Annotated in this window: 20 protein-coding genes; 9 read left to right on the forward strand and 11 right to left on the reverse strand. The window is 64.4% G+C overall.

From position 1 onward, the window contains the following. The first annotated feature begins 204 nt into the window (after positions 1-204). On the forward strand, positions 205-870 hold the full coding sequence (locus FJV43_RS13970) for a hypothetical protein (protein ID WP_239629421.1): 666 nt from the start codon (positions 205-207) through the stop codon (positions 868-870). Positions 871-1,089: 219 nt separating this feature from the next. Here FJV43_RS13970 and FJV43_RS13975 read toward each other — a convergent pair whose 3' ends face one another. From FJV43_RS13975 to FJV43_RS13995, 5 genes are all read right to left on the reverse strand, one after another. Continuing rightward, positions 1,090-2,013 (reverse strand): acetamidase/formamidase family protein, encoded by a 924-nt coding sequence (locus tag FJV43_RS13975; RefSeq protein WP_239627775.1) that lies wholly within the window; start codon positions 2,011-2,013, stop codon positions 1,090-1,092. Positions 2,014-2,086: 73 nt separating this feature from the next. Further along, entirely contained in the window at positions 2,087-2,914 is an 828-nt protein-coding gene (locus FJV43_RS13980) for an ABC transporter permease (protein WP_239627776.1), read from the reverse strand. A gap of 20 nt (positions 2,915-2,934) precedes the next feature. Continuing rightward, on the reverse strand, positions 2,935-3,762 hold the full coding sequence (locus tag FJV43_RS13985; protein WP_239627777.1) for an ABC transporter ATP-binding protein: 828 nt from the start codon (positions 3,760-3,762) through the stop codon (positions 2,935-2,937). Then, on the reverse strand, positions 3,759-4,790 hold the full coding sequence (locus FJV43_RS13990) for an ABC transporter substrate-binding protein (RefSeq protein ID WP_239627779.1): 1,032 nt from the start codon (positions 4,788-4,790) through the stop codon (positions 3,759-3,761). Before FJV43_RS13990 ends, FJV43_RS13985 begins: the two co-directional genes overlap by 4 nt. Positions 4,791-5,097: 307 nt before the next feature. Further along, positions 5,098-5,490 (reverse strand): transposase, encoded by a 393-nt coding sequence (locus FJV43_RS13995; RefSeq protein WP_239627781.1) that lies wholly within the window; start codon positions 5,488-5,490, stop codon positions 5,098-5,100. Positions 5,491-5,670: 180 nt separating this feature from the next. Here FJV43_RS13995 and FJV43_RS14000 point away from each other — a divergent pair, with 180 nt between their 5' ends. The 3 genes from FJV43_RS14000 to FJV43_RS14010 all read left to right on the forward strand — a co-directional run bounded on the left by FJV43_RS14000 (position 5,671) and on the right by FJV43_RS14010 (position 7,888). Further along, on the forward strand, positions 5,671-6,609 hold the full coding sequence (locus tag FJV43_RS14000; RefSeq protein ID WP_239627783.1) for an acetamidase/formamidase family protein: 939 nt from the start codon (positions 5,671-5,673) through the stop codon (positions 6,607-6,609). A gap of 110 nt (positions 6,610-6,719) precedes the next feature. After that, positions 6,720-7,178, forward strand: coding sequence for an Rrf2 family transcriptional regulator (locus tag FJV43_RS14005; protein WP_239627784.1), 459 nt, complete (start codon positions 6,720-6,722; stop codon positions 7,176-7,178). Between the two features lie 26 nt (positions 7,179-7,204). Beyond that, a complete protein-coding gene (locus FJV43_RS14010) occupies positions 7,205-7,888 on the forward strand; it encodes a class I SAM-dependent methyltransferase (RefSeq protein WP_239627785.1) in 684 nt (227 codons plus the stop codon). A gap of 15 nt (positions 7,889-7,903) precedes the next feature. On the opposite strand, the gene styB is transcribed toward FJV43_RS14010, so the two are convergent. Together styB and styA are read right to left on the reverse strand one after the other, a co-directional pair. After that, positions 7,904-8,389 (reverse strand): styrene monooxygenase NADH-dependent flavin reductase subunit StyB, encoded by a 486-nt coding sequence (gene styB / locus FJV43_RS14015; protein WP_239627786.1) that lies wholly within the window; start codon positions 8,387-8,389, stop codon positions 7,904-7,906. A 23-nt stretch (positions 8,390-8,412) separates the two neighbouring features. Continuing rightward, entirely contained in the window at positions 8,413-9,663 is a 1,251-nt protein-coding gene (gene styA / locus FJV43_RS14020; RefSeq protein ID WP_239627787.1) for a styrene monooxygenase subunit StyA, read from the reverse strand. 102 nt (positions 9,664-9,765) lie between these two features. Between styA and FJV43_RS14025 the strand changes: the two genes are divergently transcribed. Genes FJV43_RS14025 through FJV43_RS14040 form a run of 4 tightly spaced genes read left to right on the forward strand, consistent with a single transcriptional unit; the run spans position 9,766 to position 13,411 of the window. Beyond that, positions 9,766-10,695 carry a LysR family transcriptional regulator gene (locus tag FJV43_RS14025; RefSeq protein WP_239627788.1) on the forward strand — a complete coding sequence of 310 codons (930 nt, stop codon included), beginning with the start codon at positions 9,766-9,768 and terminating at the stop codon, positions 10,693-10,695. A gap of 30 nt (positions 10,696-10,725) precedes the next feature. Next, positions 10,726-11,748, forward strand: a complete 1,023-nt coding sequence (locus FJV43_RS14030; protein WP_239629422.1) for an LLM class flavin-dependent oxidoreductase — start codon at positions 10,726-10,728, stop codon at positions 11,746-11,748. 33 nt (positions 11,749-11,781) lie between these two features. After that, positions 11,782-12,309, forward strand: a complete 528-nt coding sequence (locus FJV43_RS14035; protein ID WP_239627789.1) for a DUF2846 domain-containing protein — start codon at positions 11,782-11,784, stop codon at positions 12,307-12,309. Between the two features lie 28 nt (positions 12,310-12,337). After that, a complete protein-coding gene (locus FJV43_RS14040; protein WP_239627791.1) occupies positions 12,338-13,411 on the forward strand; it encodes a M48 family metallopeptidase in 1,074 nt (357 codons plus the stop codon). A gap of 183 nt (positions 13,412-13,594) precedes the next feature. Here FJV43_RS14040 and FJV43_RS14045 read toward each other — a convergent pair whose 3' ends face one another. The 3 genes from FJV43_RS14045 to FJV43_RS14055 all read right to left on the reverse strand — a co-directional run bounded on the left by FJV43_RS14045 (position 13,595) and on the right by FJV43_RS14055 (position 18,129). Continuing rightward, positions 13,595-14,914, reverse strand: coding sequence for an aminotransferase class V-fold PLP-dependent enzyme (locus FJV43_RS14045; protein ID WP_239627793.1), 1,320 nt, complete (start codon positions 14,912-14,914; stop codon positions 13,595-13,597). 341 nt (positions 14,915-15,255) lie between these two features. Next, on the reverse strand, positions 15,256-17,400 hold the full coding sequence (locus FJV43_RS14050; protein WP_239627795.1) for an exopolysaccharide transport family protein: 2,145 nt from the start codon (positions 17,398-17,400) through the stop codon (positions 15,256-15,258). A gap of 99 nt (positions 17,401-17,499) precedes the next feature. Next, entirely contained in the window at positions 17,500-18,129 is a 630-nt protein-coding gene (locus FJV43_RS14055; RefSeq protein ID WP_239627797.1) for a LysR family transcriptional regulator, read from the reverse strand. A 155-nt stretch (positions 18,130-18,284) separates the two neighbouring features. On the opposite strand from FJV43_RS14055, the gene FJV43_RS14060 reads away from it, so the two are divergent. Next, positions 18,285-19,514: an MFS transporter gene (locus FJV43_RS14060; RefSeq protein WP_239629423.1), complete on the forward strand. Its 1,230-nt coding sequence runs from the start codon at positions 18,285-18,287 to the stop codon at positions 19,512-19,514. Here the strand turns inward: FJV43_RS14060 and FJV43_RS14065 are convergent. Next, positions 19,507-20,550, reverse strand: a complete 1,044-nt coding sequence (locus FJV43_RS14065) for a zinc-binding dehydrogenase (RefSeq protein ID WP_239627799.1) — start codon at positions 20,548-20,550, stop codon at positions 19,507-19,509. The two genes, FJV43_RS14060 and FJV43_RS14065, sit on opposite strands and share 8 nt — an antisense overlap. Positions 20,551-20,554: the final 4 nt, after the last annotated feature.

The raw sequence follows: 20,554 nt of genomic DNA on the forward strand, positions 1-20,554 counted from the left end.
CGAAGCCTGTCCTACGCCTGGTGGTCGTTGTCGGCCGAAGCTGTTCTGGCGGAGCGATACTGAAGCAGTTTTCTGATCGTCGACAAGCGCGCGCCTTGCAGAAGAGAGGCTGCCATGGGCTTAGTTCTTCATCAGGAAGTTGATTGCCGCGTACGACATGATCGTTCGACAAGGGGGCATCGCAGCCACCGTCTTGTTTGCGCGATGCTCTGCGCGGTGTGCATGTTCCAACTCGCGAGTGAAGCTTGGGCACAATGCACCGCACGAGATGTCTTGCAGAACCATTTGACGCTCAAGAAAGCTCCTTCGGCTGGCATACCGCAGGTGCCGGTCAGATCCGCCACCGATGTCCCAACGTGGAAAACGATTGCGCTGGGGACTTTTGCAGACTCGCTCGCTCTCCGTGGCGCGCTGGACAAGAAAGGCTGCAGCGTCGGAGGGCTGGCTGCGGAAATTCTCGCTCGACCGGCCTTCGTCGTTGGTTCTACGAGAACAGACGTGGAGCTCGTCGCGGTATCGGCGGTCGAACTCGGCTTCCGAACCGACGTCGCAACTCTGGCTTCGATCTATGCGCGTGCTCAGCGATTCGGTTTTGAACTTGCGGCTGCGGAGGTCGGTCCACAATTGAGGCTTCAGTATCTGGACCAACCCATGGGTGAATTTCTCATCATCGGAATGGAACCAATCAAGACGTGGAGCGGCGAGCCAGTCATTCTAAATGTGGCAAATGGCGGGGCCGGACTTATCCTCATTGGTCAAGATGGCCGACCTGACGCAGAAATAGCCGCAGTCTCCCGCATTGTATTCGTACGGTCCAACAGAACCGTGCTTGACGAGCTTGCGAAGGCGGCAGCACTCCCGCCGCCCTGAACACGATGCGCCGGCAGCGCCGGATGCCTTTCGAGCCGACCGCAATGTGCGACCGGTGGCATATTTCCGCACTTCGGCCGGCCCTCAGCGATCGAACTCCATGTCCGCTCGCAGTCGGCATTCAAGGCAAGATTTGTTTCGGTCTTCTAGGTTGACCCTGGCAGTTGTTGGGGCCAGTTCAGAGCGTCAGTCACTGGTGCGCACACCGCTGACGACTGCTCAGCCGTAGTACCGCTCGAGCAGGCTTCGTTCGACCTTGCAAATGTAGGTGTACTTCGGATTGACCACCTGCGTGCACCGGGCTTCCGCAATCTGACCGAGCAGCATGTATCCCTCCGCAGCTGGAATCTTCCAGTCGTCCTCCATCCAGTAGACCATCTCCTCGAAAGCCATGCGCATCGCGTCTTCGAGCGGGCGGGCGCATCCCAGCGTGCAGATGTGGGTCGCGGTCTCGATGCGCGGATGATTCAACCTCGCGGGGGCCTTGGCCAGCGAGACCTTGACGGTGAGATTGGCCGCGATCTCGATCGCGCCCATTCCGTTGCATTCGCCGTCACCCTGGATGGCGTGACAGTCGCCCAGGAAGAGATGCGCGCCGTCCTTGTTGACGCGGAAGAAGATGCTGTTGCCCGTGGTGATTTCCTGGACGTCCATGTTGCCGCCATGCGTCCCGTTGTCGACGGTGAGAACCGCTCCGTGCACAGGGGCGACACCGGCCACGCCGATCATCGGTTTGACCGGCAGGCGGAGATGCTCGTTCCAATGCACGTGGCCGTCCTTGACCTCGACGACGCGTGTCTGGATGCCGAATTCCTTGCGCCTGACCCAATCGGGAAACATGCCAATGCCCGGCCAGAGCGCCGTGAAGCCGAGTTTGTCGAGTTCCATGTTCAGGACATCGAGACGCAGCATGTCGCCCGGCTTTGCGCCGCGCACCTCGATCGGTCCGGTGGCACCGTTGACGAACGGCATCGTCACGTCCGCCTCGGTCAATTGCTGTCCGAGATGACGGATGGTGCCGTCATTGGCATTGATGGCGCATTCCACCACGAAGGTTTCGCCGGGCTCGACGCTAGCGATGAACTTGTCGTCGCCGGACAGTGCGTATTTGATGTTACCGGCCTTGCCGATGCGCTTGGACATAGTCTCTCCATGGACATTTGCGGATGTGATGAGGTTGACGCGCGAAGCGGATGAGAGTCGCAGACGATCTTCACTATGCCTGTCGGCGCCAGGGCATCAGTAGCCGTTCGATCTTGCCGACCAGCCAGGTAAGAACCAACGCAAGCACGATCGTCACGACCAGCGCGGCGAAGACCTTGGGAATGATGTAGAGTGATCCGGCTTTGAAGATGGCGTGTCCCAGCCCCTCTGACGACGACATAAACTCACCGACGATGGCGCCGATCAACGCGAAGCCGACCGTCAGCTTCAGCCCTGCGAAGATATCGGTGAGCGACGCCGGGATCACGAGCTTCCGGAAGATCTGGAATTTCGAGGCGCCCAGGGTCTTCATGAGATTGATCTGGTCTCCATCGACGCCGACCGCTCCCTTGTAGGACGTTACCAGCGCGACGATCACCACCGACAGGGTCGACATTGCAACCTTCGAGACCAGTCCGGTGCCGAACCAGATGATCACGATGGGCGCGAGCGCGATGATGGGGATCGAGCCGAGTGCGATGACGAACGGTTCGACGACCCGGGACACGAAACGCGAATACCAGAGCGACAGGCCGAGCAGAGTACCGACCAGGTTGCCCATGAAGAAGCCGAGCAGCGTCTCCATGCCGGTGACCGCCGCATCACGCCACAGGCTGCCGTCCTGTGCCATCTGCATCAGAAAACCCGCGATTGCCGACGGCGATCCGAACATGAAGGCGGCCGGGCTGCCCTTCGGCGTGGCGCGTTCCCATACGACAAGAAGAGCGGCCAGAACGAGAACTTGAGTCGCCAGCACGGCGATGCCGAAGCGCAAGCGCTTCCACTTTGCGCGTGCCACCGGCGACGGAACGCTTCCGGCAGGCTTCGACGCGTCAACCATGCTGGTCTCGATATCCGTCGTCATTGGATCGCAACGTCGAGATCGGCCCAGATGCGCCGGACGTAGCGGCTAAAATCCGGGTTTTCGCGCAGCGAGATGACGTCGGCGCGATCGGAGCCGAGTTCGATCTCATAAGCCGCCTTCACCGCAGTCGGCCGCCGCGTCAGCACGATGACGCGATCCGCAATCGAAACCGCCTCCTCAATGTCATGGGTGATGAGCAACATCGAGCGCCCGCCTTTGCGGACCAGACTGACCATGTCACTCTCGATGAGCAGCTTGGTCTGAAAATCGAGTGCGGCGAACGGCTCGTCCAGGAGCAGCACGTCCGGGTCATTCACCAGCGTGCGCGCCAACGCGACCCGCTGCCGCATACCGCCCGACAACGTCGCGGGATAGTGGTCTGCGAACCCATGCAGTCCAAGCTGGTCGAGCATGGCCCGGCTGCGGTCTTCGGCCTCGGCAGCAGGAACACCCCGGATCTCCAGGCCGAGCATGGTGTTGGCGAGCGCCGTGCGCCACGGGAACAGGAGGTCCTTCTGAAGCATGTAGCCGACGTTCTGAGGCTGACCAACGACCTGCCGACCGTGCCAGCGGATGCGGCCGGCATCGGGCGCCAGCAGACCACAGAGCGTGTTGAGCAATGTGGTCTTGCCGCAGCCGGAGGGACCGACAATGCTGACGATCTCACCCTTGCGCAGCGTGAGGCTGAGATCGGCAATCACCGGCACGACCTGCCCGTTGAGGTCGTAGCCTTTTGCGACGTGCTCGACGACGAGCGGGAGAGCAGTGCCGTTCACGGCCTCGCCCTCGCCAGGCCTTGCGTGTGTGGCAGCCTCAACGCTCATTTCAGGCTGGCAATCGCCTTTTCGGCAAACGAGTTGTCGATGATCTGATCGAACGGGACTGATCCCTTGGCGTTGCCGAGGTAGATCTGCATGTCCATCAGGTTCTTCCACTGATCCTGCTTGGTGATGACCGACTGCGCGGGAATGAGATACTTCAGCTCGGCGTCGATCGCCTTGTCGACGACGTCGCCGGGAAGATCGGGGAATTCCTTGCGCGCGACCTCCTTGGCGAAGGCGGGATCGGCGTAGGTCTTGCGCGAGGCCTCCTCGAAGGACGTGACCAGCGCCTGCACCATTGCAGGGTCCTTCTGGAGCGTCGAGGGCAGCACCATGATGCCGGTATTGCAGAACGGCCCGACATAGTTCGAGAAGTCGAACACGACCTTGGCGCCTTGAGCCTCCGCGGCGGCGACGCTCGGCTGATAGGCGACCGCCATGTCGGCCTGCCCGGCCAGCATCGCCGCGATCTCGGTGCCGGGATTGACCGGAACGATCGTAGCGTCGGTGCCCAGCTTCAGGCCGGCTTTCTCCAGCATCCGCTTGGTGACGCTGAAATTTGTGTTGGGCTCGGGCGAAGTGACGATCTTGAGACCCTTGAACTCCTTCGGGTCGGTGATCGGTTTGAGCGTCTTGGACACCCCAAAATAGTGCGCGCGCTGCACGACCGTACCGACCACGACGCCGGGGCCGCCGTTCTCGCGGGAGATCTGCGCCATGGTCGCATCGCCAATCGCGAAATCCGCGGAGCCGCCGAGCACGGCCGCAAAGGTCTGGGTGTCGCCGCCGGCGGCGGTCACCTTCATGTCGAGACCGTTCTTCTTGAAGATGCCGGCGTGCATGCCGACGTAGAGGTTGATGTAGCCCAGATTGTGCACGGCCTCGCTGAAGCGAACGGTCTTGAGCTCGGCGGCGGAGGCAATGCGGGATCCGAGCAACGGCGCGGCGGCGACAACGGACGAAGCGGCAAGGAAGGTGCGGCGGCTGAGCGCACGGCTGCTCGGCGGAGCGGGACGAACACGGTCGGTCATGGCGCTGACTTCTCCAGGGAAATGCTGGCGGGGCAGCCCAAAGACTAGGCGCCGACTGCTCCGCATCAAGCCGAAATAAGCGACGCGATTTGCTTGCGATTTGGCGCGGCCCCTCAATATGTCACGCCATTGACGCAGAGTGCCGGTGCATGGCCTGAAGACGCGGCTTTGCTGCCCGCCGCATCATCGCGCTGCCGAATTCAGCACCGCGCGCGAATGGTTTTCGTCATTTCTGACATTTTGACTGCATAAAAGATTTGCAGGCCGCGTAGCGTATAGCCACGCCGTCCGCGACGGCCGCACGCGACTACGGATTGACGCGCACCGAGGAGAAGCGGCCAGTCAAGGCTCCTCCGCATTTTTCGGCCGCGATGCGGCTCGCCCGGGTCGGCTCGCGCGGCGGCGCCGGGGACTGCAAAGGAACCTCGTCCTTCCTGACGCCGCCATCCGCCTTGCGCAGAAGTTCGAAGAGATTATTGACCAGCCCGCGCAAACGCAGATTCTCCGATTTCAGATCGTTCATCCGCTGGACGGCGGGAACATCGAGCGTGCCGAAGTTGCGACGCCACCGGTAGAAGGTACGTTCTGTGATGCCGGCGGCCTTGCAGATTTCTGCAATGGACACCCCGGAACTCGCCTCGGCGAGGAGATGAATGATCTCATTCTCGGTGAATCGGGATCGCCTCATCGTTCTCTCCATCGGCCCGTCATTTGCAGAGGCTCGAACGCCGGCCCCGCGCTGGGCCTGAGGTCAGTATAGCCGAAGGATTGCCGGCGCCTAGAATATCCGAGGACGATTTTGCCGATCGCAGCCGTGGCGATCCGGGGCGGATTGCTCTTGGAGCCAAAAATGCCGAACCGCTACGCCTGGAGTTGTCCAATGCAGCGCCGCCACGAGATACCCGCCACGCCCGAAAACATGGTGTGGGGCTATTTGGACTGCAACACGCCGCCTGTCCTCGAGGTCAGTTCCGGCGACAGCGTGACACTGCACAGCTTCCCGGCCGGAGGAAAGGAGACGCTGCCGGACGACCGGTCTTTGGTCCCCGAAGACTATCTGCTCGCCCTGGATACCATGCAGCCCGGGCCGGGGCCTCACTTCATTACCGGGCCTGTCTATGTGCGCGGCGCCAATATCGGCGATACGCTCCAGGTCGACATCCTCGACGTGAAGGTGCGCCAGGACTGGGGCTTCGTGTCAGTCCTTCCTCTGCTCGGAACGCTGCCGGACGAGTTCACGGATTATGAAACGATCCATCCCAGGATCGACCGCAAGCGCGAGGTCTGCATCATGCCGTGGGGCACTGAGATCCCGCTCGCTCCCTTTTTCGGCATCATCGCCACCGCCCCGCCACCGAGTTGGGGCCGCTGCGGCTCCCCCGTTCCGCGCGCGTTCGGCGGCAACATGGACAACAAGGAGCTGCGGGCCGGCACGACGCTGTATCTGCCGGTGTTCAACGAGGGCGCATTGTTCTTCGCCGGCGACGGCCACGGCGTGCAGGGCGACGGCGAAGTCTGCATCACCGCGCTCGAGACCGGCGTGACCGGGACATTCCGCCTGACCGTGCGCAAGGACATGGATATCAAATGGCCCTTTGCCGAGAGCGCGACGCATCTCATGTCGATCGGCCTCGACGAGGATCTCGACGATGCCGCCAAGCAAGCGGTCCGGGAAATGGTCAAGCATGTCTGCGCACGGACGAACCGAACGCGCAACGAGGCCTACATGTTGTGTTCGCTCGCCGGCAATCTGCGCGTCACGCAACTCGTCGACGGCAACAAGGGCATCCATATGCTGTTGCCGAAGGCGCTGCTATAGCGGCCCGCCCAGGCACCGAAAGTCGAGCCCAAGCACGGCTATCGCCGGCGTGGCCCGCCATGCGTCGCCGGAGGCTTGACCTTTGCCGATTATGTAACATATAAAGTTACATGAAACGCGATAGCCGACTATCCGGTGTGCTCCACGTGCTGCTGCACATGGCGCAGCAGCCCGGGCCGTTCACGTCCGAGACGCTGGCGAAAGCCATGACCACGAATCCCGTGGTGATCCGGCGCATCATGGCGGGGCTTCGCGATCTCGGTTACGTCCGCTCCGAGAAGGGGCATGGCGGCGGCTGGCGGCTTGCGTGCGACCTCTCGAAGGTGACGCTTCGCGACGTCTACATTGCCCTCGGAAGTCCCTCGCTGCTGGCCATGGGCAACCGGACCGAGGCGCCGGGCTGCCTGGTCGAGCAGGCCGTCAATGCGGCGCTCGATCAGGCCTTTCGCGATGCCGAGGCACTGCTGCTGTCGCGGCTCGGCGAGGTGACGCTGGCGATGTTGGGCGAGGACCTGCGCAAGCGGCTCGGGTCTCGAAAGATCCACGATATCAGCGCGCATCGCGCGTGAACGACTCCATTCACTGGGACGACATCATGACCGACATTCAAGCCGCATTCTCCGATCCGCAGTTCGTGGCGAGATACACCGAGGGGCCGCGGCGCTTCGTACCGGGCTACGACGCCATGCAGTCGATGGCGGCGATTCTCCTGGCCGAACGCGTCCCCGGCGATGCGCGGTTGCTCGTCCTCGGCGCCGGCGGCGGCCTCGAGCTCAAGGCCTTTGCGCAAGCGCACCCCGCCTGGAGCTTCGACGGCGTCGACCCGTCCGCGGCGATGCTGGCGCTCGCCGGCCAGACTCTGGGCGAACTCGCACCACGCGCACGCTTTCATCACGGCTATGTCGACGATGCCCCGGAGGGGCCGTTCGACGGCGCCACCTGCCTGTTGACCCTGCACTTCGTCGACGTCGAAGAGCGGCGCCGCATCGCCTCGGAGGTGCGCCGCCGGCTCAAGCCGCGCGCACCTTTCGTGGTCGTGCACCTGAGCGCGCCCCATGGCGAGGCGGAACGCCCGCTGTGGCTGTCGCGCTATTCCGCATTCCTGGCCGCATCCGGCGTCGAGCCGGACCGGGCGGCGGCCGCGCGCGATGCCGTCACCAACCATCTGCAGATCCTCGCGCCCGCGCAGGACGAGGCGATTCTGCGCGAGGCCGGCTTCTCCGACCCCACCCTGTTCTACGCCGGCTTCGCCTTCCGCGGCTGGGTGGCCTACGCCTGAGGCGTCACGGCTCGGTCACCGATCGACCGGCACGCCGGGGCCGAGATGATACCGACTTGAAAAGAACACCAGCGGCGTGGAGTCACGATGGTCGCAGCCCGAGACTTCGGCGATGATCAGCGTGTGGTCGCTGACCTCGACGTGCCGTGTGACCTCGCAGGCGAACCAGGCCATGCAGCCGGACAGGCGCGGCAGGCCGTCGACGATCTCGTAATGCGGCGCCGCGCCGGTGTTCGGCTGGCTCGCAAAATGCCGCGACAGATCCCGGCCGTGATCCGGCAGGACGTTGACGCAGTAGCGTCCCGTCGCCGAGATCGCCCGAAGCATGCGGCCGGGCATGACGGAAACCAGCACGGTTGGTGGAGAAAGGCTGACGGTGACGAAACTGTTCGCGGTCATGCCACAGACAGAACCGTGCTCGTCCAACGCGGTCAGCACGGCGACGCCAGTCGCAAATCGCGACGCGGCCTCGCGGAACGAGGCGGGATTGGCGCGAGGCATCTCAGTCTCCGCTCGCATCGATTTCAAGCAATCGCCCTGACGGGCTCAGGCGGCGCCGACATGCGCTCGATCCAGGCCTGGATGCGCTGCGGCGTGGAGATGCGGTCCCACTGGCGGTCCGGATAATTGAAATTCTCCGTGAACTCGTTCGCCAGTCCCGGATTCTGGCTCATCGCGCCGATCAGCATGCCCAGCGCTTCCGTCGGCGGCTGCAGCATCACATTGGTCCAGCGCGAGGCTGCCAGCACGCGGTCCTGCCGCTTCAGGTCGATCTTCTCGCAGAGGCGCGCGTCCAGCGCATCGGCGTTGACGATCTCCTCGCCGAGCACGAAGGCCGCATAGGAGGCGACATTGGCGCCCTGGCCCATCATGGGATCCACGATCGCATGGACGTCGCCGAGCGCGACCGCGCATTTGCCGTCGTCGAACTCGACCACCGTGTTGCGCACCGTCGGGACGACACCGCCTTGCAGCAGATCCTGCGGCTGCGCGAGATCGAAGCGGGCGGTATCGATGCGGTCGTAAGTGGTCGGGTGATGCTTCTCCAGCTTGCCCAGCAATACCTTCAGGAAGTGCTTCGGGTTGTCGTCGTAGCCGAGCGTCGCCAGCTCCTCCATGTCGCCACCCGGGACGTTCTCCATCAGCAGCGCGTTGGCAATCCCGCCGAAGGTAATGGTCGGGATCACGATCATCTCACCATGCCCGGGAGAGACCGAAAGCGTGACGTTCATGGGGTCGGGCTGCCGCACCCCGGTGTAGAGCCCGACGCACAGCCGCCGCTGCGGCTGCGAATAGGGCGTGTGCTCGGGACGGTAGGTGAAGAGCTGGCCCAGCGGCCCCTTGCCGGTGGAGACGACCAGCAGATCGAAGCGCGCGACCAGCTGACGGATGTCGCGCTCCTCGATGCGGCGATATTCGAGCCTGCCGCCGCGCGTCGTGAAGTCCTGCATCAGGGCAGGAAGATAGATCCGGTAATCGACGGCGCGGCTCGGCTTGGAGAAGTCGCCGCGAAAGCGCAGCGGCTGCGGGAAATTGAAGACGTGGTCGTGGTAATAATAGTGATCCTTCGGATCGGTCCAGTGATTGACGCCGAGATAGTCCTCGCGGGCGATCGTGACGTGGTGATGCGCGACGGTGTTGAGCAGCCGGATGTTGCGGTAGTCCTCGGGCGGCCGGTCGGTGATCACCGTGGCGTTCACGCCGTGCTTTTGCAGGTAGAGCGCGAGATGCAGGCCGGCGATGCCGGCGCCGACAATTCCGATATGGCGTGCCACGTGACTCCCTCCCAATTGCTTGTTTTGAGGCAGCCTAGCGGCCCGACATGTTGCGCACTACGGAATATATGGGATATCATTTATTCCGGATCGGAATGAAATATGGACCGGATCGATTGCCTGCGTGCTTTCGTTCGCACCCTCGAAGGCGGCAGCTTCTCGGCGGCGGCCAAGGAGCTCGGCATTGGCCAGCCCGCGATCAGCAAGCGCATCGCGATGCTGGAGAGCGAGTTCGGCACGCAGCTGTTCTCGCGCACGACGCGCACGCTCAAGCCGACGGCCGAGGCGCACCGGATCTACGATCTCGCGCGCCAGATCCTCGACAATTTCGACATGGCGCGGTCGAGCGTCGAGCACGCCGCGCCCCGCCCGACCGGCACGCTGCGGATCGGCGTGCCCTCGTCGTTCGGACGGCGCTACATGATGCCCGTCATCGCCGAATATGTGCGTCACTATCCTGAGGTTCGGGTCGACATCCGCTTCAGCGAGCGGTTCGTCAATCTGGTGGAGGAAGGCATCGAAATTGCCCTGAGGATCGGAAACCTGGAGGCGAGCACGCTGGTCGCCCGCCGGCTCGGCACCGTGCAGCGCTACCTGGTTGCGACGCCCACCTATCTGCACGGCCGCCCGATGCCGCGGACGCCCGACGATCTCGGCGCGCACCAGTGCATCGTCTATTCCAGGATGTCGCCGGCGCACCAATGGGCCTTCGAGTCCGAGCATGGCCGTCACGTCGCGTCCATCAACGGACCCATTCATGTCGACGATGCCGACGCGATGCAGGAGGCGACGATGCATCATCTCGGCATCGCGGTCCTGCCCGACTGGAATGCCGCGGACGGTCTTCGCAGCGGCGAGCTCGAGCATGTGCTGCCGGACTACACGATCGCCGCGCTGCCGCTGCATGCGGTCTATCCGGAGACGCAGTGGATGTCGCCACGCGCGCGAACCTTCCTGGATCTCCTCGTGGAGCGCGCCGAACAATTCGCAATGTCCTGGCCGCAGAGCACCGGCATCCGTGCAGATGGTTGACGCCGTCCCGTGCATCATTAAATGACGCCCATGAAAAAGATCGGATTTCTCTCCTTCGGGCACTGGACGCCCTCGCCGCAATCGCAGACCCGCTCCGCCGGCGACACGCTGCTGCAATCGATCGAGCTTGCCGTTGCGGCCGAGCAGTTAGGGGCAGACGGCGCCTATTTCCGCGTCCACCACTTCGCGCGGCAGCTGGCCTCGCCCTTCCCGCTGCTTGCGGCCGTCGGCGCCAAGACCAGCAGGATCGAGATCGGCACGGCCGTGATCGACATGCGCTATGAGAACCCGCTCTACATGGTGGAGGACGCAGGCAGCGCCGATCTCATCGCCGGCGGCCGGCTGCAACTCGGCATCAGCCGCGGCTCGCCGGAGCAGGTGATCGACGGCTGGCGCTATTTCGGCTATCAGCCGGCCGAAGGCCAGAGCGATGCCGACATGGGCCGGCGCCATGCCGAGGTCTTCCTCGACCTGCTCCGCGGCGAGGGTTTTGCCCAGCCCAATCCGCAGCCGATGTTTCCGAACCCGCCGGGGCTGCTGCGCCTGGAGCCGCATGCGCAGGGCCTGCGCGAACGGATCTGGTGGGGTGCCGGCTCGAATGCGACCGCGGTGTGGGCGGCGAAGCTCGGCATGAACCTGCAGAGCTCGACGCTGAAGAACGACGAGACCGGCGAAGCTTTCCATGTGCAGCAGGCCGCGCAAATCCGAAGCTTTCGCGCGGCGTGGAAGGAAGCCGGCCACACCCGAGAGCCGCGCGTGTCCGTCAGCCGCAGTATCTTCGCACTGATGAACGATCGCGACCGCGCCTATTTCGGCGGAGAGCGCGGCGGCGAAGACCAGATCGGCTTCATCGACCCGCAGACCCGGGCCATCTTCGGCCGGAGTTATGCGGCGGAGCCCGACGTGCTAATCGAGCAGCTGAGACAGGACGAAGCGATCGCGGAAGCGGATACGCTGCTGCTGACGATTCCGAACCAGCTCGGTGTCGATTACTGTGCACATGCGATCGAGGCCATCCTGGAGCATGTGGCTCCGGCGTTGGGGTGGCGGTGACATGGACTGGCGCGGCACGACCAGGAGTCGCGATTGACTTCGTTCACCACCCCCGCCAAGGATCCCCTGGGGACTGTTGGACTGAATCAGGGGGTTGGAATGGGCTTGCGGCCGGGGATCTTCGTTGCGGCTTTCTTGCTTGCGGGGTGTGCGTCAGGGCCGATGGGCAGCGCGGCCCTGACAGATAGCGTCAAAGCAAATACCGCACGGCTGGTGGTCTATCGCTCATCCGCCCTGGGTTTCGCAGTCCAGCCAAGCTATGCGGTCGATGGACGCGTCATTGGAGGCAGCCAGGCTGCGGGGTTCGTCGCCTGCGAGCTGCCTCCGGGCCGCCACGAGGTTGCAGTCAACAATCTTCCGCTGAGCAGCAACCTGTTCGGGCAAGGAAGCGAGAAGGTGAGCCTCGATCTGCGTGCCGGCAGCACCACCTACCTCTCCGCCCAACCGCAGATGGGAATCGTCACCCCCGGTGCAATCACGTTGATCCAGGTCACCGAGAGCCAGGGCCGTGCCGACGTCGCCAGCTTGCATCAGAGCAACAGCTCATGTGGCAAGGCTTGATCTGAGGCGCTTCGCTGCCGAAACGCGGATGAAACGTCTTATCCTGCAAATCATCTTGCGCCTTGGCCGCTATGCGATCCTTCCCGTCGTCGCGCTGGCTTGCACGATTCTCGCCATATGGCTGATGATCATGGACCGGTACACGATTGCGGCGCTGGCCACGGCACCGATTGTGTTCACAATCTTCATGGCCGCGATGGCACTCGCAATTGGGCTGCTGTTCCTGCCTTCGCGCAAGCATCGCAGCTTCGAAGCCGACGAGGAGACCGCCCCGGGGCTCTGGGCGGTATGGAAGGAGCTCGATCGCGGCTTTGTCGGATCGAACCGCACTCTGCTCGTCAACACCGATTTCAACGCTTCGATCTCGGAAGAAAGCCGGTATGCCGGAGTGTTCGGGCAGCATGTCACGATGACCGTTGGTCTGCCATTGTTGATGATCCTGGATCAGCGGGCGGTTCGTGCCGTTGTCGCTCATGAAGTGGCGCACGCCCGGCTTCGGCACACCTCGGGAGGCACCAACCTTGCGGATTTCATGGCGGCCGCGGAGAACGTTTTCTTCTACGCCGATCCGGAGCACACCGTTACCGGATATATTGTCCGCATCCTCCTCCATTCCCTGCTCGAAAGGCTCGAGAAGGAATACCGCGCGTTGTCACGGGAGAACGAGCTTGCCGCCGATTTCGAAGCGGCCGAGCAAGTTGGACGCGAGGAGATGGCACGCGCGCTGGTGATGATGGAGGTTTGTGGAGCACGTCTGACCGATCTCGTATTCGCCCCGCTGCAGAAGGAGGTGCTCGGCGCAATCAAGGCGCCATTACCGCCGTTCGCGCGAATCTTAGATCAGATCGCAGCCATAAGAGCGCCCGGACCCATGACCGCCGCCGTTGCCAGTCTGAGCCGCGAGCACGATCCCGATTCGACACATCCGCCTTTTGGCCAGCGGCTGGCGAGCCTCGGGTACACCGACATACCTGACATCGGCGAGATACAAGCGTCCGCAGTTGACCAGCTTCTCTCACCGGACGCTGCCAACGAACTCACCTTCCGATTCGATGAGGAATGGCGGAAGAAGGTCCAGGAGTGGGTCAGCGTCGGCAGATGAATGTGCGGGCTGTGGATGAGCGGCCCGTCATGCATGTCCAGTTGCTTCATTGCCCGATGGCGCCTGATGCCGATCGTTCGATATTTCATGTCTGCGAGACGTATCAGCCTGGCGTTGCTGTCTTGGTTGGATCACTGCCTGCCGCCGCTCGGCGACAAACGGGGAGGTGCGCCCGCCCCAGTCTCACCCCGTCTTCGTGCCGGTGATGACGGCCAGCGCCTCGACGAGGCGATCGAGGTCGGCCTCGTCAGTGTAGAGGGCGGGCGTCACACGGATGCACTGGCCCCTGGCGACGCCGGCCCGGCGCACTGTCATAATCTTGTGGCTGTCCCTCAGCTTCGCCACGATAACCTCGTTGTCGACCTTGCTGGTCTTGCCGGTGAGGCGGAAGGACGTGATCGCGCCATATGAGCCGGCTTCATCCGGCGTCAGAATCTCGATGCCCTTGAATCCGCGGACGCGGCTCACCCAGTAGTCGCGCAAATAACGCAGACGGGCTTGCTTGGCCGCCGCGCCGATCTGCTGATGCAGCGCCACGGCCGTGGGCACCGTCAGCACCGTGGCGAAATTGACCGTGCCGGTATGCACCCGCGAGCGGATGTCGCTCTCCGGAAAATCCTCGTCGCCCATGTCGCGATCGATGGCCGCGAGGCGGTCCTTCCTGATGTAGAGGAAGCCCACGCCGACCGGCGCGCCAATCCATTTGTGCAGATTGAACCCGACGAAATCGGCCTCGAGCTCGCCCACCCGGAAGTCGATCTGTCCCCAGGAATGGGCGGCGTCGACGATGACGTCGATGCCCTTGGCCTTCGCCATGCGGGCGATCTCGGCGACCGGCATGACGAAGCCGGTGCGGTGGCCGACATGGGTCAGGAGGAGGAGTCTCGTCTTCGGGTTCGTCTCGATGGCGCGGGCATAGGCGTCGAGCACCGCCTGGCGGGTGGCGGGTTCCGGTACATCGAACTTGACCACATCGACGCTGCGGCGCGCCTTCAGCGCGTTCATCGCATACTGCATCGAATCATAGTCGAGATCGGCATAGAGCACGCCGTCGCCGGGCTTCAGCCTGTTGTAGCCGCCGATGAGGAGCTGAAGCGCTTCGGTCGCGCCGCGGGTGAGCGCGATTTCCTCGGGTGCCGCGCCGACCGCCTCCGCCACCCTGGCGCGTACGGCCTCGAAATCCGTACCCGCGCGCAGCCGCGCGTAATAGGTGTTCTGATAGTTGACCATGTCGGACTGGCGGATGAACTCGCGCCTGACGGGCTCGGCCATGATGCCCCAATAGCCGTTCTCGAGATTGACGACATCAGGCGTGACGGCATAGAGCCCCTTCACAGCCGTCCAATAGGCCTTGTCGGTGGCGACAGCGGCCACGGAGCCGGTCGGCTGCGCCGGAAGGCCTTCGGCCGCCATCGCCGGTGCCGCAAGCGGCACCACGGCTGCTGCCGCGAGGCCCTTGAGGACGAGCCGGCGGTCGGCTGAAATCGTCTTGATCAGTTGCATGTCAGCTCTCCCCAGAGCGTTCTCGAGCGACGTGACGTCCGGCTCGCGTCAAGAGAACGCGTCAAGCAGCAATCCAGAGCTCCGTTCTGATGTCATCGGAACCGAAGAGGCTCTGGCGCGCCGGGAAAAAAGCAACGGACGATGCAGCTAAGATGACCGGAGCATGACAATGCGATGATCGCCAAGCCAATGCCGGCCGGCTCCGCTTTGGGCCGCTCGCAGGCGGGCGCCCAACCGATCGGCGGGATCGCCGGCCCTGATCGGGTAAGGCAGGTTGCGGATATCGTGCAGCGGATCCTGCTCGTCAGAGCGACGGCAACATCACCGCCACCGCCTTGTCGTCAAACCGCAAGGCCCAATGCGCCGCCCTCGGGCTGAGGCGCCGCTGAACCGGCGGGCACATGATTGACGACGAGGCCGGTCGGCACCGCCGCATGTTTTGACAGCGCCGCAGTCACCCTGCGCATCGCGGCTGAACCGAGCTCGCCGGCGCGCGCCACCAGGACGATCAGGTCCGCATGCGAGGCCAGGGCGATGGCGTCGGGCTGCAAGGCGAGATTGCCGGCGTGGACGATGATCAGGTCGAACTCCGAACGAATGTCGTCCTCGGGCCGCGCATCGGGCTTGCGGCCGGCGCTCAGCAGCTCCTCGATCGATTGAAGGCCCGCCGTGGTCGAACCGTCGTGCCATTCGGTCACCGGCGGCTGGTGACTTGCGAATTCCGGCTGGAGCCGGATCAGCACGCTCATCATGCCCCGATTCACGGCGGCGCGATTGAGGGAGCGCGCAACAGTGTTGCCGCCGGCGCTCTTGCCGACCGACAACACCAGCGCCACCTTGCAGCCGCGCACCGGCACACGGTCGATGCGTTCGAGCAGCGGCCGCAGATGGGGGCCGACATCGAGCTCGGCCGAGGTGGCGACCGGCTTTTGCCAGACGGTGCTGGTCCCGGCTCCGGATGACAGCTCGGGGATGCGGACCCAGACGGGAAGGCTGGGCATCGGCTCGGCCCGGGCCACGCCGGCGGGCGGTGGCTGGACTTGCCGGTTGGGCGCCTCCTCCGCATCCACAGATGCCGGCGCCTGAGCGGACGCGGGCTCGTCGGCGGACACGCTCGTCATCACCGCGACGGCGCCGGTCGACGTCAACAGCGAGCCGATCGCCAGCGCCGCGAGCAGCAAGGCGAGCGGCGGACGCGTCGAGCGCACCGGCGGAATGGCGATCGAGGCGACCTTGGTCTGGGACGCCTGCAGCTGACGCTGCTCGTTGGTCGTCTTGAACCTCGACAGGAACTGCTCGTAGATGTTCCTGTTGGCGTCGGCGTCGCGCTGCAGCTCCTGCAACTTCACGAGCGCCTGGCCGTCGACCAGCATCTTGGTCTCGACGGCCTTGAGCTGCTTCTCCAGCGCGTTCTGCTGCTCGCGCTGGGCCTCATATTCGGACTTGGCCGTGTCGATGTTCTTCTTCCGCTCGATCTCGATCTGCCGGTTGATGTCGGCGAGCTGGCTGTAGGAGATCGCGAGGTCGGGATGGCGATCGCCATACACCGCCTTCTTCTGCGCGATCTGGTCGTTCAAGGTCGAGCGCTGCGCGCGCAGCATGCTCAGCAGATCCTGCTTCACCGGCCCTTCGACATTGGCCTTGAGGTCGCGCTGCACCTGCTCGTAGCGTGCCTTGGCCTCCTCGGTGCGCGCGCGGGCGGCGGAGACCTGCTGGGACAGATCGGTCACCCGCAATTGCTGCGTGGTGGATTCCTTGCCGGCATTGACGATGTTGTGCTCGAGCCGGAAGGCGGCAACGGCATCTTCCGACGCGCGCAGGCGCTCGTTCAGCGTCTTCAACCGGTCCTTGAGCCAGTCGGCCGCCTCGTCGGTTGCCTCGGTGCGAACGCGGCCCTGGCTGGCAACGAATGCCTCGGCGATCGCATTGGCGTAGTAAGCGGCGCGCTCGGGGCGGTTCGAGGTGAAGGAAATCGCAATGACGTAAGTGAGCCCGCGCCGGGTGATCTCGAGGCGGTTGCGGAATCTTTCGAGCAGGCGCGTCATGTCGGTATAACCGCCGGCGACATCCTCGTCGTCCGCGATCTTGAGCTGCTCGATCAGGGGACGGAGAAAGCCGTCGGATTTTGCGATCTCGATCTGGCTCTGGAGCGCCGCGGCATCCTGGCCGATGCCCGGCAGCACCTCCTGATCCGAGGTCACGCGCAGCTCGCGGGGATCGAGCACCACCAGGGCCGTCGCGGCGTAGCGGACCGGAAGAACCACCAGGACGACGATGCCGAGGGCGAACAGCGCCGCGGCCAGCGTCAGAATGCGCCGGCCGTTCTCGCGCAGGAAGGAGAGGGTACCAAAGACGGTCAGCGATCCCCTGATCAGGGCCGGCCCGGTGCCGTCAGGCTTCACCTTCGCAGCCCGCGGCGCTTCCCACGAAGCCGCTTGCTCCGTCGGGGCGATGCTTCGCGGAGATGCGCGGCTACCGAACGCCATGGGTTGGACTCGAAATCAACTGACAGTCATAGCTCAGAGGCTTGCCGCACCGTAAATATCCATGGTTAACCGGCGGTTACGGCGCCCGGCGCGAAGCCGTCATGGCACGCGGCTCGGCCATGCCGGCGGCAACGGCGGCTTGGCTGCGGCCGGGGGCTCGAGCTCGACATGGCCAAGCAGGCAGGACCGCAGGGTCTCGATCTCCGGACAATCGGCGGTGCCGAGCGGGCCGATCAGGAAGCCACTGTCCAGAGGCTCACACCTGTAGCCTGGATGGCGCTGCACGCGGTCGGCGATCACGACGTCGACCTTGCCTTCGAGCAGCTCGTGCAGCCCGGCCGGCTGGCTGATGCGAACGGCGAGCTGGGGCTGGGCCCTGCGGAACCGTGAAAGGCGCGCCCGCAACCCATCGACGGCAAAGCTCGCGTGAAGCCCGATATGGAGCAAGCTCGTGACGCCCTCGGGCTTGAGTTCGGCAGTGGCCTCGGCGAGGCCGCGAAACGCCTGACGCACCCGCGCCAGATAGGTTTCGCCGCCGGACGTCAGGATGACCTGCCGCGTCCGTCGCTCGAACAGCTGCACGCCCAGCCGCTCCTCCAGCAGGCGGACTTGCTGGCTGACGGCGCCGGCCGTGACGTGCAGCTCGTGAGCGGCCTGCTTGAAGCTGAGATGGCGCGCCGCGGCCTCGAAGGCGCGCAGGGCATTGAGTGGCGGCAGCAGATACGTCATGGCCGGCTCCGGACGATGCAGGAAGGTTCGGGAAGATGCATGAGTTTCGTTCGCGCGACAAAAGAGAAATCCTGCTTTGTCGCCGCTGACGGCGGGCGATACCCCGGGGCCAACCTCCAAGCAGCCCGAGGAAACCTGCCCCAGTGCCGCCTGACATGCCGTCGATCGAAAATTCCTATTCCTGGATTCGTCTCGCCGCCTCCATCATCCTCAGCACATTGGGCTGCGTCGGGATGTGGTCCCTGGTCGTCGCCTTGCCGGCGGTGCAGGCCGATTTCGATGCGCCTCGCGCCGAGGCAACCTTGCCCTACACGCTCACCATCATCGGCTTCATGATCGGCGGCATCGTCGTCGGCCGGTTGGCGGATCGATTCGGCATCCTCCCGCCCCTGGCCGGCGGCACGATCCTGATGAGCCTCGGCTACGTGCTCACGGCCTTTGCTCCGAGCCTGTCGATCTTCGCGACCATCTGCGGCCTCACGATCGGCCTCGGCGGCGCGGCGAGCTTCGCGCCCCTGGTGGCCGACGCCTCGCTGTGGTTCGACAGGCATCGCGGCCTCGCCGTTTCCCTGGCGACGGCCGGCAGCTCCCTGGCCGGAGTGGTCTGGCCGCCCATCGTCCAGCATGCCATCGCGGCGGTCGGCTGGCGGCAGACCCATATCGGCATCGGCCTGTTCTGCCTCGCAACGATGCTGCCGCTCTCCCTGGTTCTGCTGCGGCGGCCGGTCTTCCACAAGATGACGCCCGCAGCGGCGAGCAGCGGTGACACGATGCAGGCCATAGGCCTGTCTCCCGGTGCCACGCAGGGTCTGCTCGCCCTTGCCGGGATGTGCTGCTGCGTCGCCATGTCGATGCCGCAGGTCCACCTGGTCGCCTATTGCGGCGACCTCGGCTACGGCCCTGCGCGCGGCGCCGAGATGCTGGCGGTCATGCTCGGCTTTGGCGTCGCGAGCCGGCTGATCTTCGGCTGGGTGTTGAACCTCATCGGCGGCCTGCCGACCTTGCTGCTGGGCTCGGCGATGCAGACCCTGGCACTCGCGCTCTATCTGCCGTTCGACGGGCTGGTCTCACTTTATGTCGTTTCCGCCATCTTCGGCCTGGCGCAGGGTGGCATCGTGCCGAGCTATGCGGCGATCATCCGTGAGCTGTTCCCGGCGCAGGAGGCCGGCTTTCGCGTCAGCCTCGCCATCTCGGTCACTCTCGCCGGCATGGCGCTGGGAAGCTGGATGGCCGGCGCGATCTACGACTGGACCGGCTCCTACGCTTCCGCGCTGGTCAACGGCATCGCCTGGAATATCGTGAACATGGCGATCGCAGCCTGGCTGCTGGAGCGCCAGCGCCGGCATGCTGCCGGCGCGTGCGCGGCGGACGCGGCGCTCAGCTGATGTTCAGCAGGATCCGTCCCGACGTGCCGCTGCGCATCAGGTCCAGCGCGTCGTTGATGTCATCGAGCGCGAACTCGTGGGTCACGATGCCGCGGTAGCTCACCTTGCCGGCATCGCTCAGGCGAACCAGGCGCGGGATGTCGCGCGCGGGCTGGCATTGACCGCCTTCGGAGCCCTTCAGCACCTTCTCGAAGTGCAGGGGCAGTGTATAGATTTCGGCCTTCTCGCGGGGAACGCCGACGAGGATGCAGCGGCCTTTCCTGGCCGTGATCTCGTAGGCGAGCTCGATCAGGTTCTTGACGCCGGTGGTCTCGACGACCTTGTCGGGTCCGTCGGCCCCCGTGATGGAGCGAACCTCGGCGGCCACATCCTTCACCGCCTCGGAGTTGAGGGTGTGGGTGGCGCCGAAATCCCTCGCCATCGCCAGCTTGTTGTCGAGGCGGTCGATCGCGATCACGGGCCAGGCGCCGACCATCGCGGCGAATTGCACGATGTTCAATCCGACGCCGCCGACGCCGAACACCACGACGGCTTCGCCGATGGCGATCTGCGCGTCGTTGTTGACGACGCCGAGCGCGGTCGTGACCGCGCAGCCGAGCAGCGGCGCGCTGGTGCGATCGATCGAAGCGGGAACGGGCGTGACGCGATTCTCCGAGACCACGGCATATTCATTGAAGGTGGTGACCCACCCCGCATTGAGACGCTTGCCGCGCCAGGAATAGACCGGTGTGTTGGACTGGATGCCCTTGCCCGGCCGCCAGTGCATGACGACGGTGTCGCCCTGCTTGCAGGAGACGACGCCGGGACCGGTTTCGACGATGGTTGCCAGCGCCTCGTGCCCCAACAGATGCGGCAGGAACTTGTCGACGCCTTTGACGGCGTCGATCTCGTTGATCTGCGCGCCGCAGATGCTCGAGGTGTGCACATGCGCAAGCACCTGGCCGTGTTCGAGCGTATCAGGCAGGGTGAACTCGTCGACGACAAGCGGCTTGCCGGATTCGACGAGGATTGCCGCCTTGGCAGTCTTGATATCCATCAGC

It is taken from the genome of Bradyrhizobium sp. I71, assembly GCF_022354745.1.
GTDB lineage: Bacteria > Pseudomonadota > Alphaproteobacteria > Rhizobiales > Xanthobacteraceae > Bradyrhizobium > Bradyrhizobium liaoningense.

Coding starts and splice junctions, on each gene's coding strand:
- FJV43_RS14005 (WP_239627784.1), top strand. CDS start 6,720: ATGAAACGCGATAGCCGACTATCCGGTGTGCTCCACGTGCTGCTGCAC.
- FJV43_RS14060 (WP_239629423.1), top strand. CDS start 18,285: ATGCCGTCGATCGAAAATTCCTATTCCTGGATTCGTCTCGCCGCCTCC.
- FJV43_RS14025 (WP_239627788.1), top strand. CDS start 9,766: ATGGACCGGATCGATTGCCTGCGTGCTTTCGTTCGCACCCTCGAAGGC.
- FJV43_RS14045 (WP_239627793.1), bottom strand. CDS start 14,914: ATGCAACTGATCAAGACGATTTCAGCCGACCGCCGGCTCGTCCTCAAG.
- FJV43_RS14050 (WP_239627795.1), bottom strand. CDS start 17,400: ATGGCGTTCGGTAGCCGCGCATCTCCGCGAAGCATCGCCCCGACGGAG.
- FJV43_RS13980 (WP_239627776.1), bottom strand. CDS start 2,914: ATGGTTGACGCGTCGAAGCCTGCCGGAAGCGTTCCGTCGCCGGTGGCA.
- FJV43_RS13985 (WP_239627777.1), bottom strand. CDS start 3,762: ATGAGCGTTGAGGCTGCCACACACGCAAGGCCTGGCGAGGGCGAGGCC.
- FJV43_RS13975 (WP_239627775.1), bottom strand. CDS start 2,013: ATGTCCAAGCGCATCGGCAAGGCCGGTAACATCAAATACGCACTGTCC.
- FJV43_RS14065 (WP_239627799.1), bottom strand. CDS start 20,550: ATGGATATCAAGACTGCCAAGGCGGCAATCCTCGTCGAATCCGGCAAG.
- FJV43_RS13995 (WP_239627781.1), bottom strand. CDS start 5,490: ATGGAGAGAACGATGAGGCGATCCCGATTCACCGAGAATGAGATCATT.
- FJV43_RS13990 (WP_239627779.1), bottom strand. CDS start 4,790: ATGACCGACCGTGTTCGTCCCGCTCCGCCGAGCAGCCGTGCGCTCAGC.
- FJV43_RS14010 (WP_239627785.1), top strand. CDS start 7,205: ATGACCGACATTCAAGCCGCATTCTCCGATCCGCAGTTCGTGGCGAGA.
- styB (WP_239627786.1), bottom strand. CDS start 8,389: ATGCCTCGCGCCAATCCCGCCTCGTTCCGCGAGGCCGCGTCGCGATTT.
- FJV43_RS14040 (WP_239627791.1), top strand. CDS start 12,338: ATGAAACGTCTTATCCTGCAAATCATCTTGCGCCTTGGCCGCTATGCG.
- FJV43_RS13970 (WP_239629421.1), top strand. CDS start 205: ATGCTCTGCGCGGTGTGCATGTTCCAACTCGCGAGTGAAGCTTGGGCA.
- FJV43_RS14055 (WP_239627797.1), bottom strand. CDS start 18,129: ATGACGTATCTGCTGCCGCCACTCAATGCCCTGCGCGCCTTCGAGGCC.
- FJV43_RS14000 (WP_239627783.1), top strand. CDS start 5,671: ATGCAGCGCCGCCACGAGATACCCGCCACGCCCGAAAACATGGTGTGG.
- FJV43_RS14030 (WP_239629422.1), top strand. CDS start 10,726: ATGAAAAAGATCGGATTTCTCTCCTTCGGGCACTGGACGCCCTCGCCG.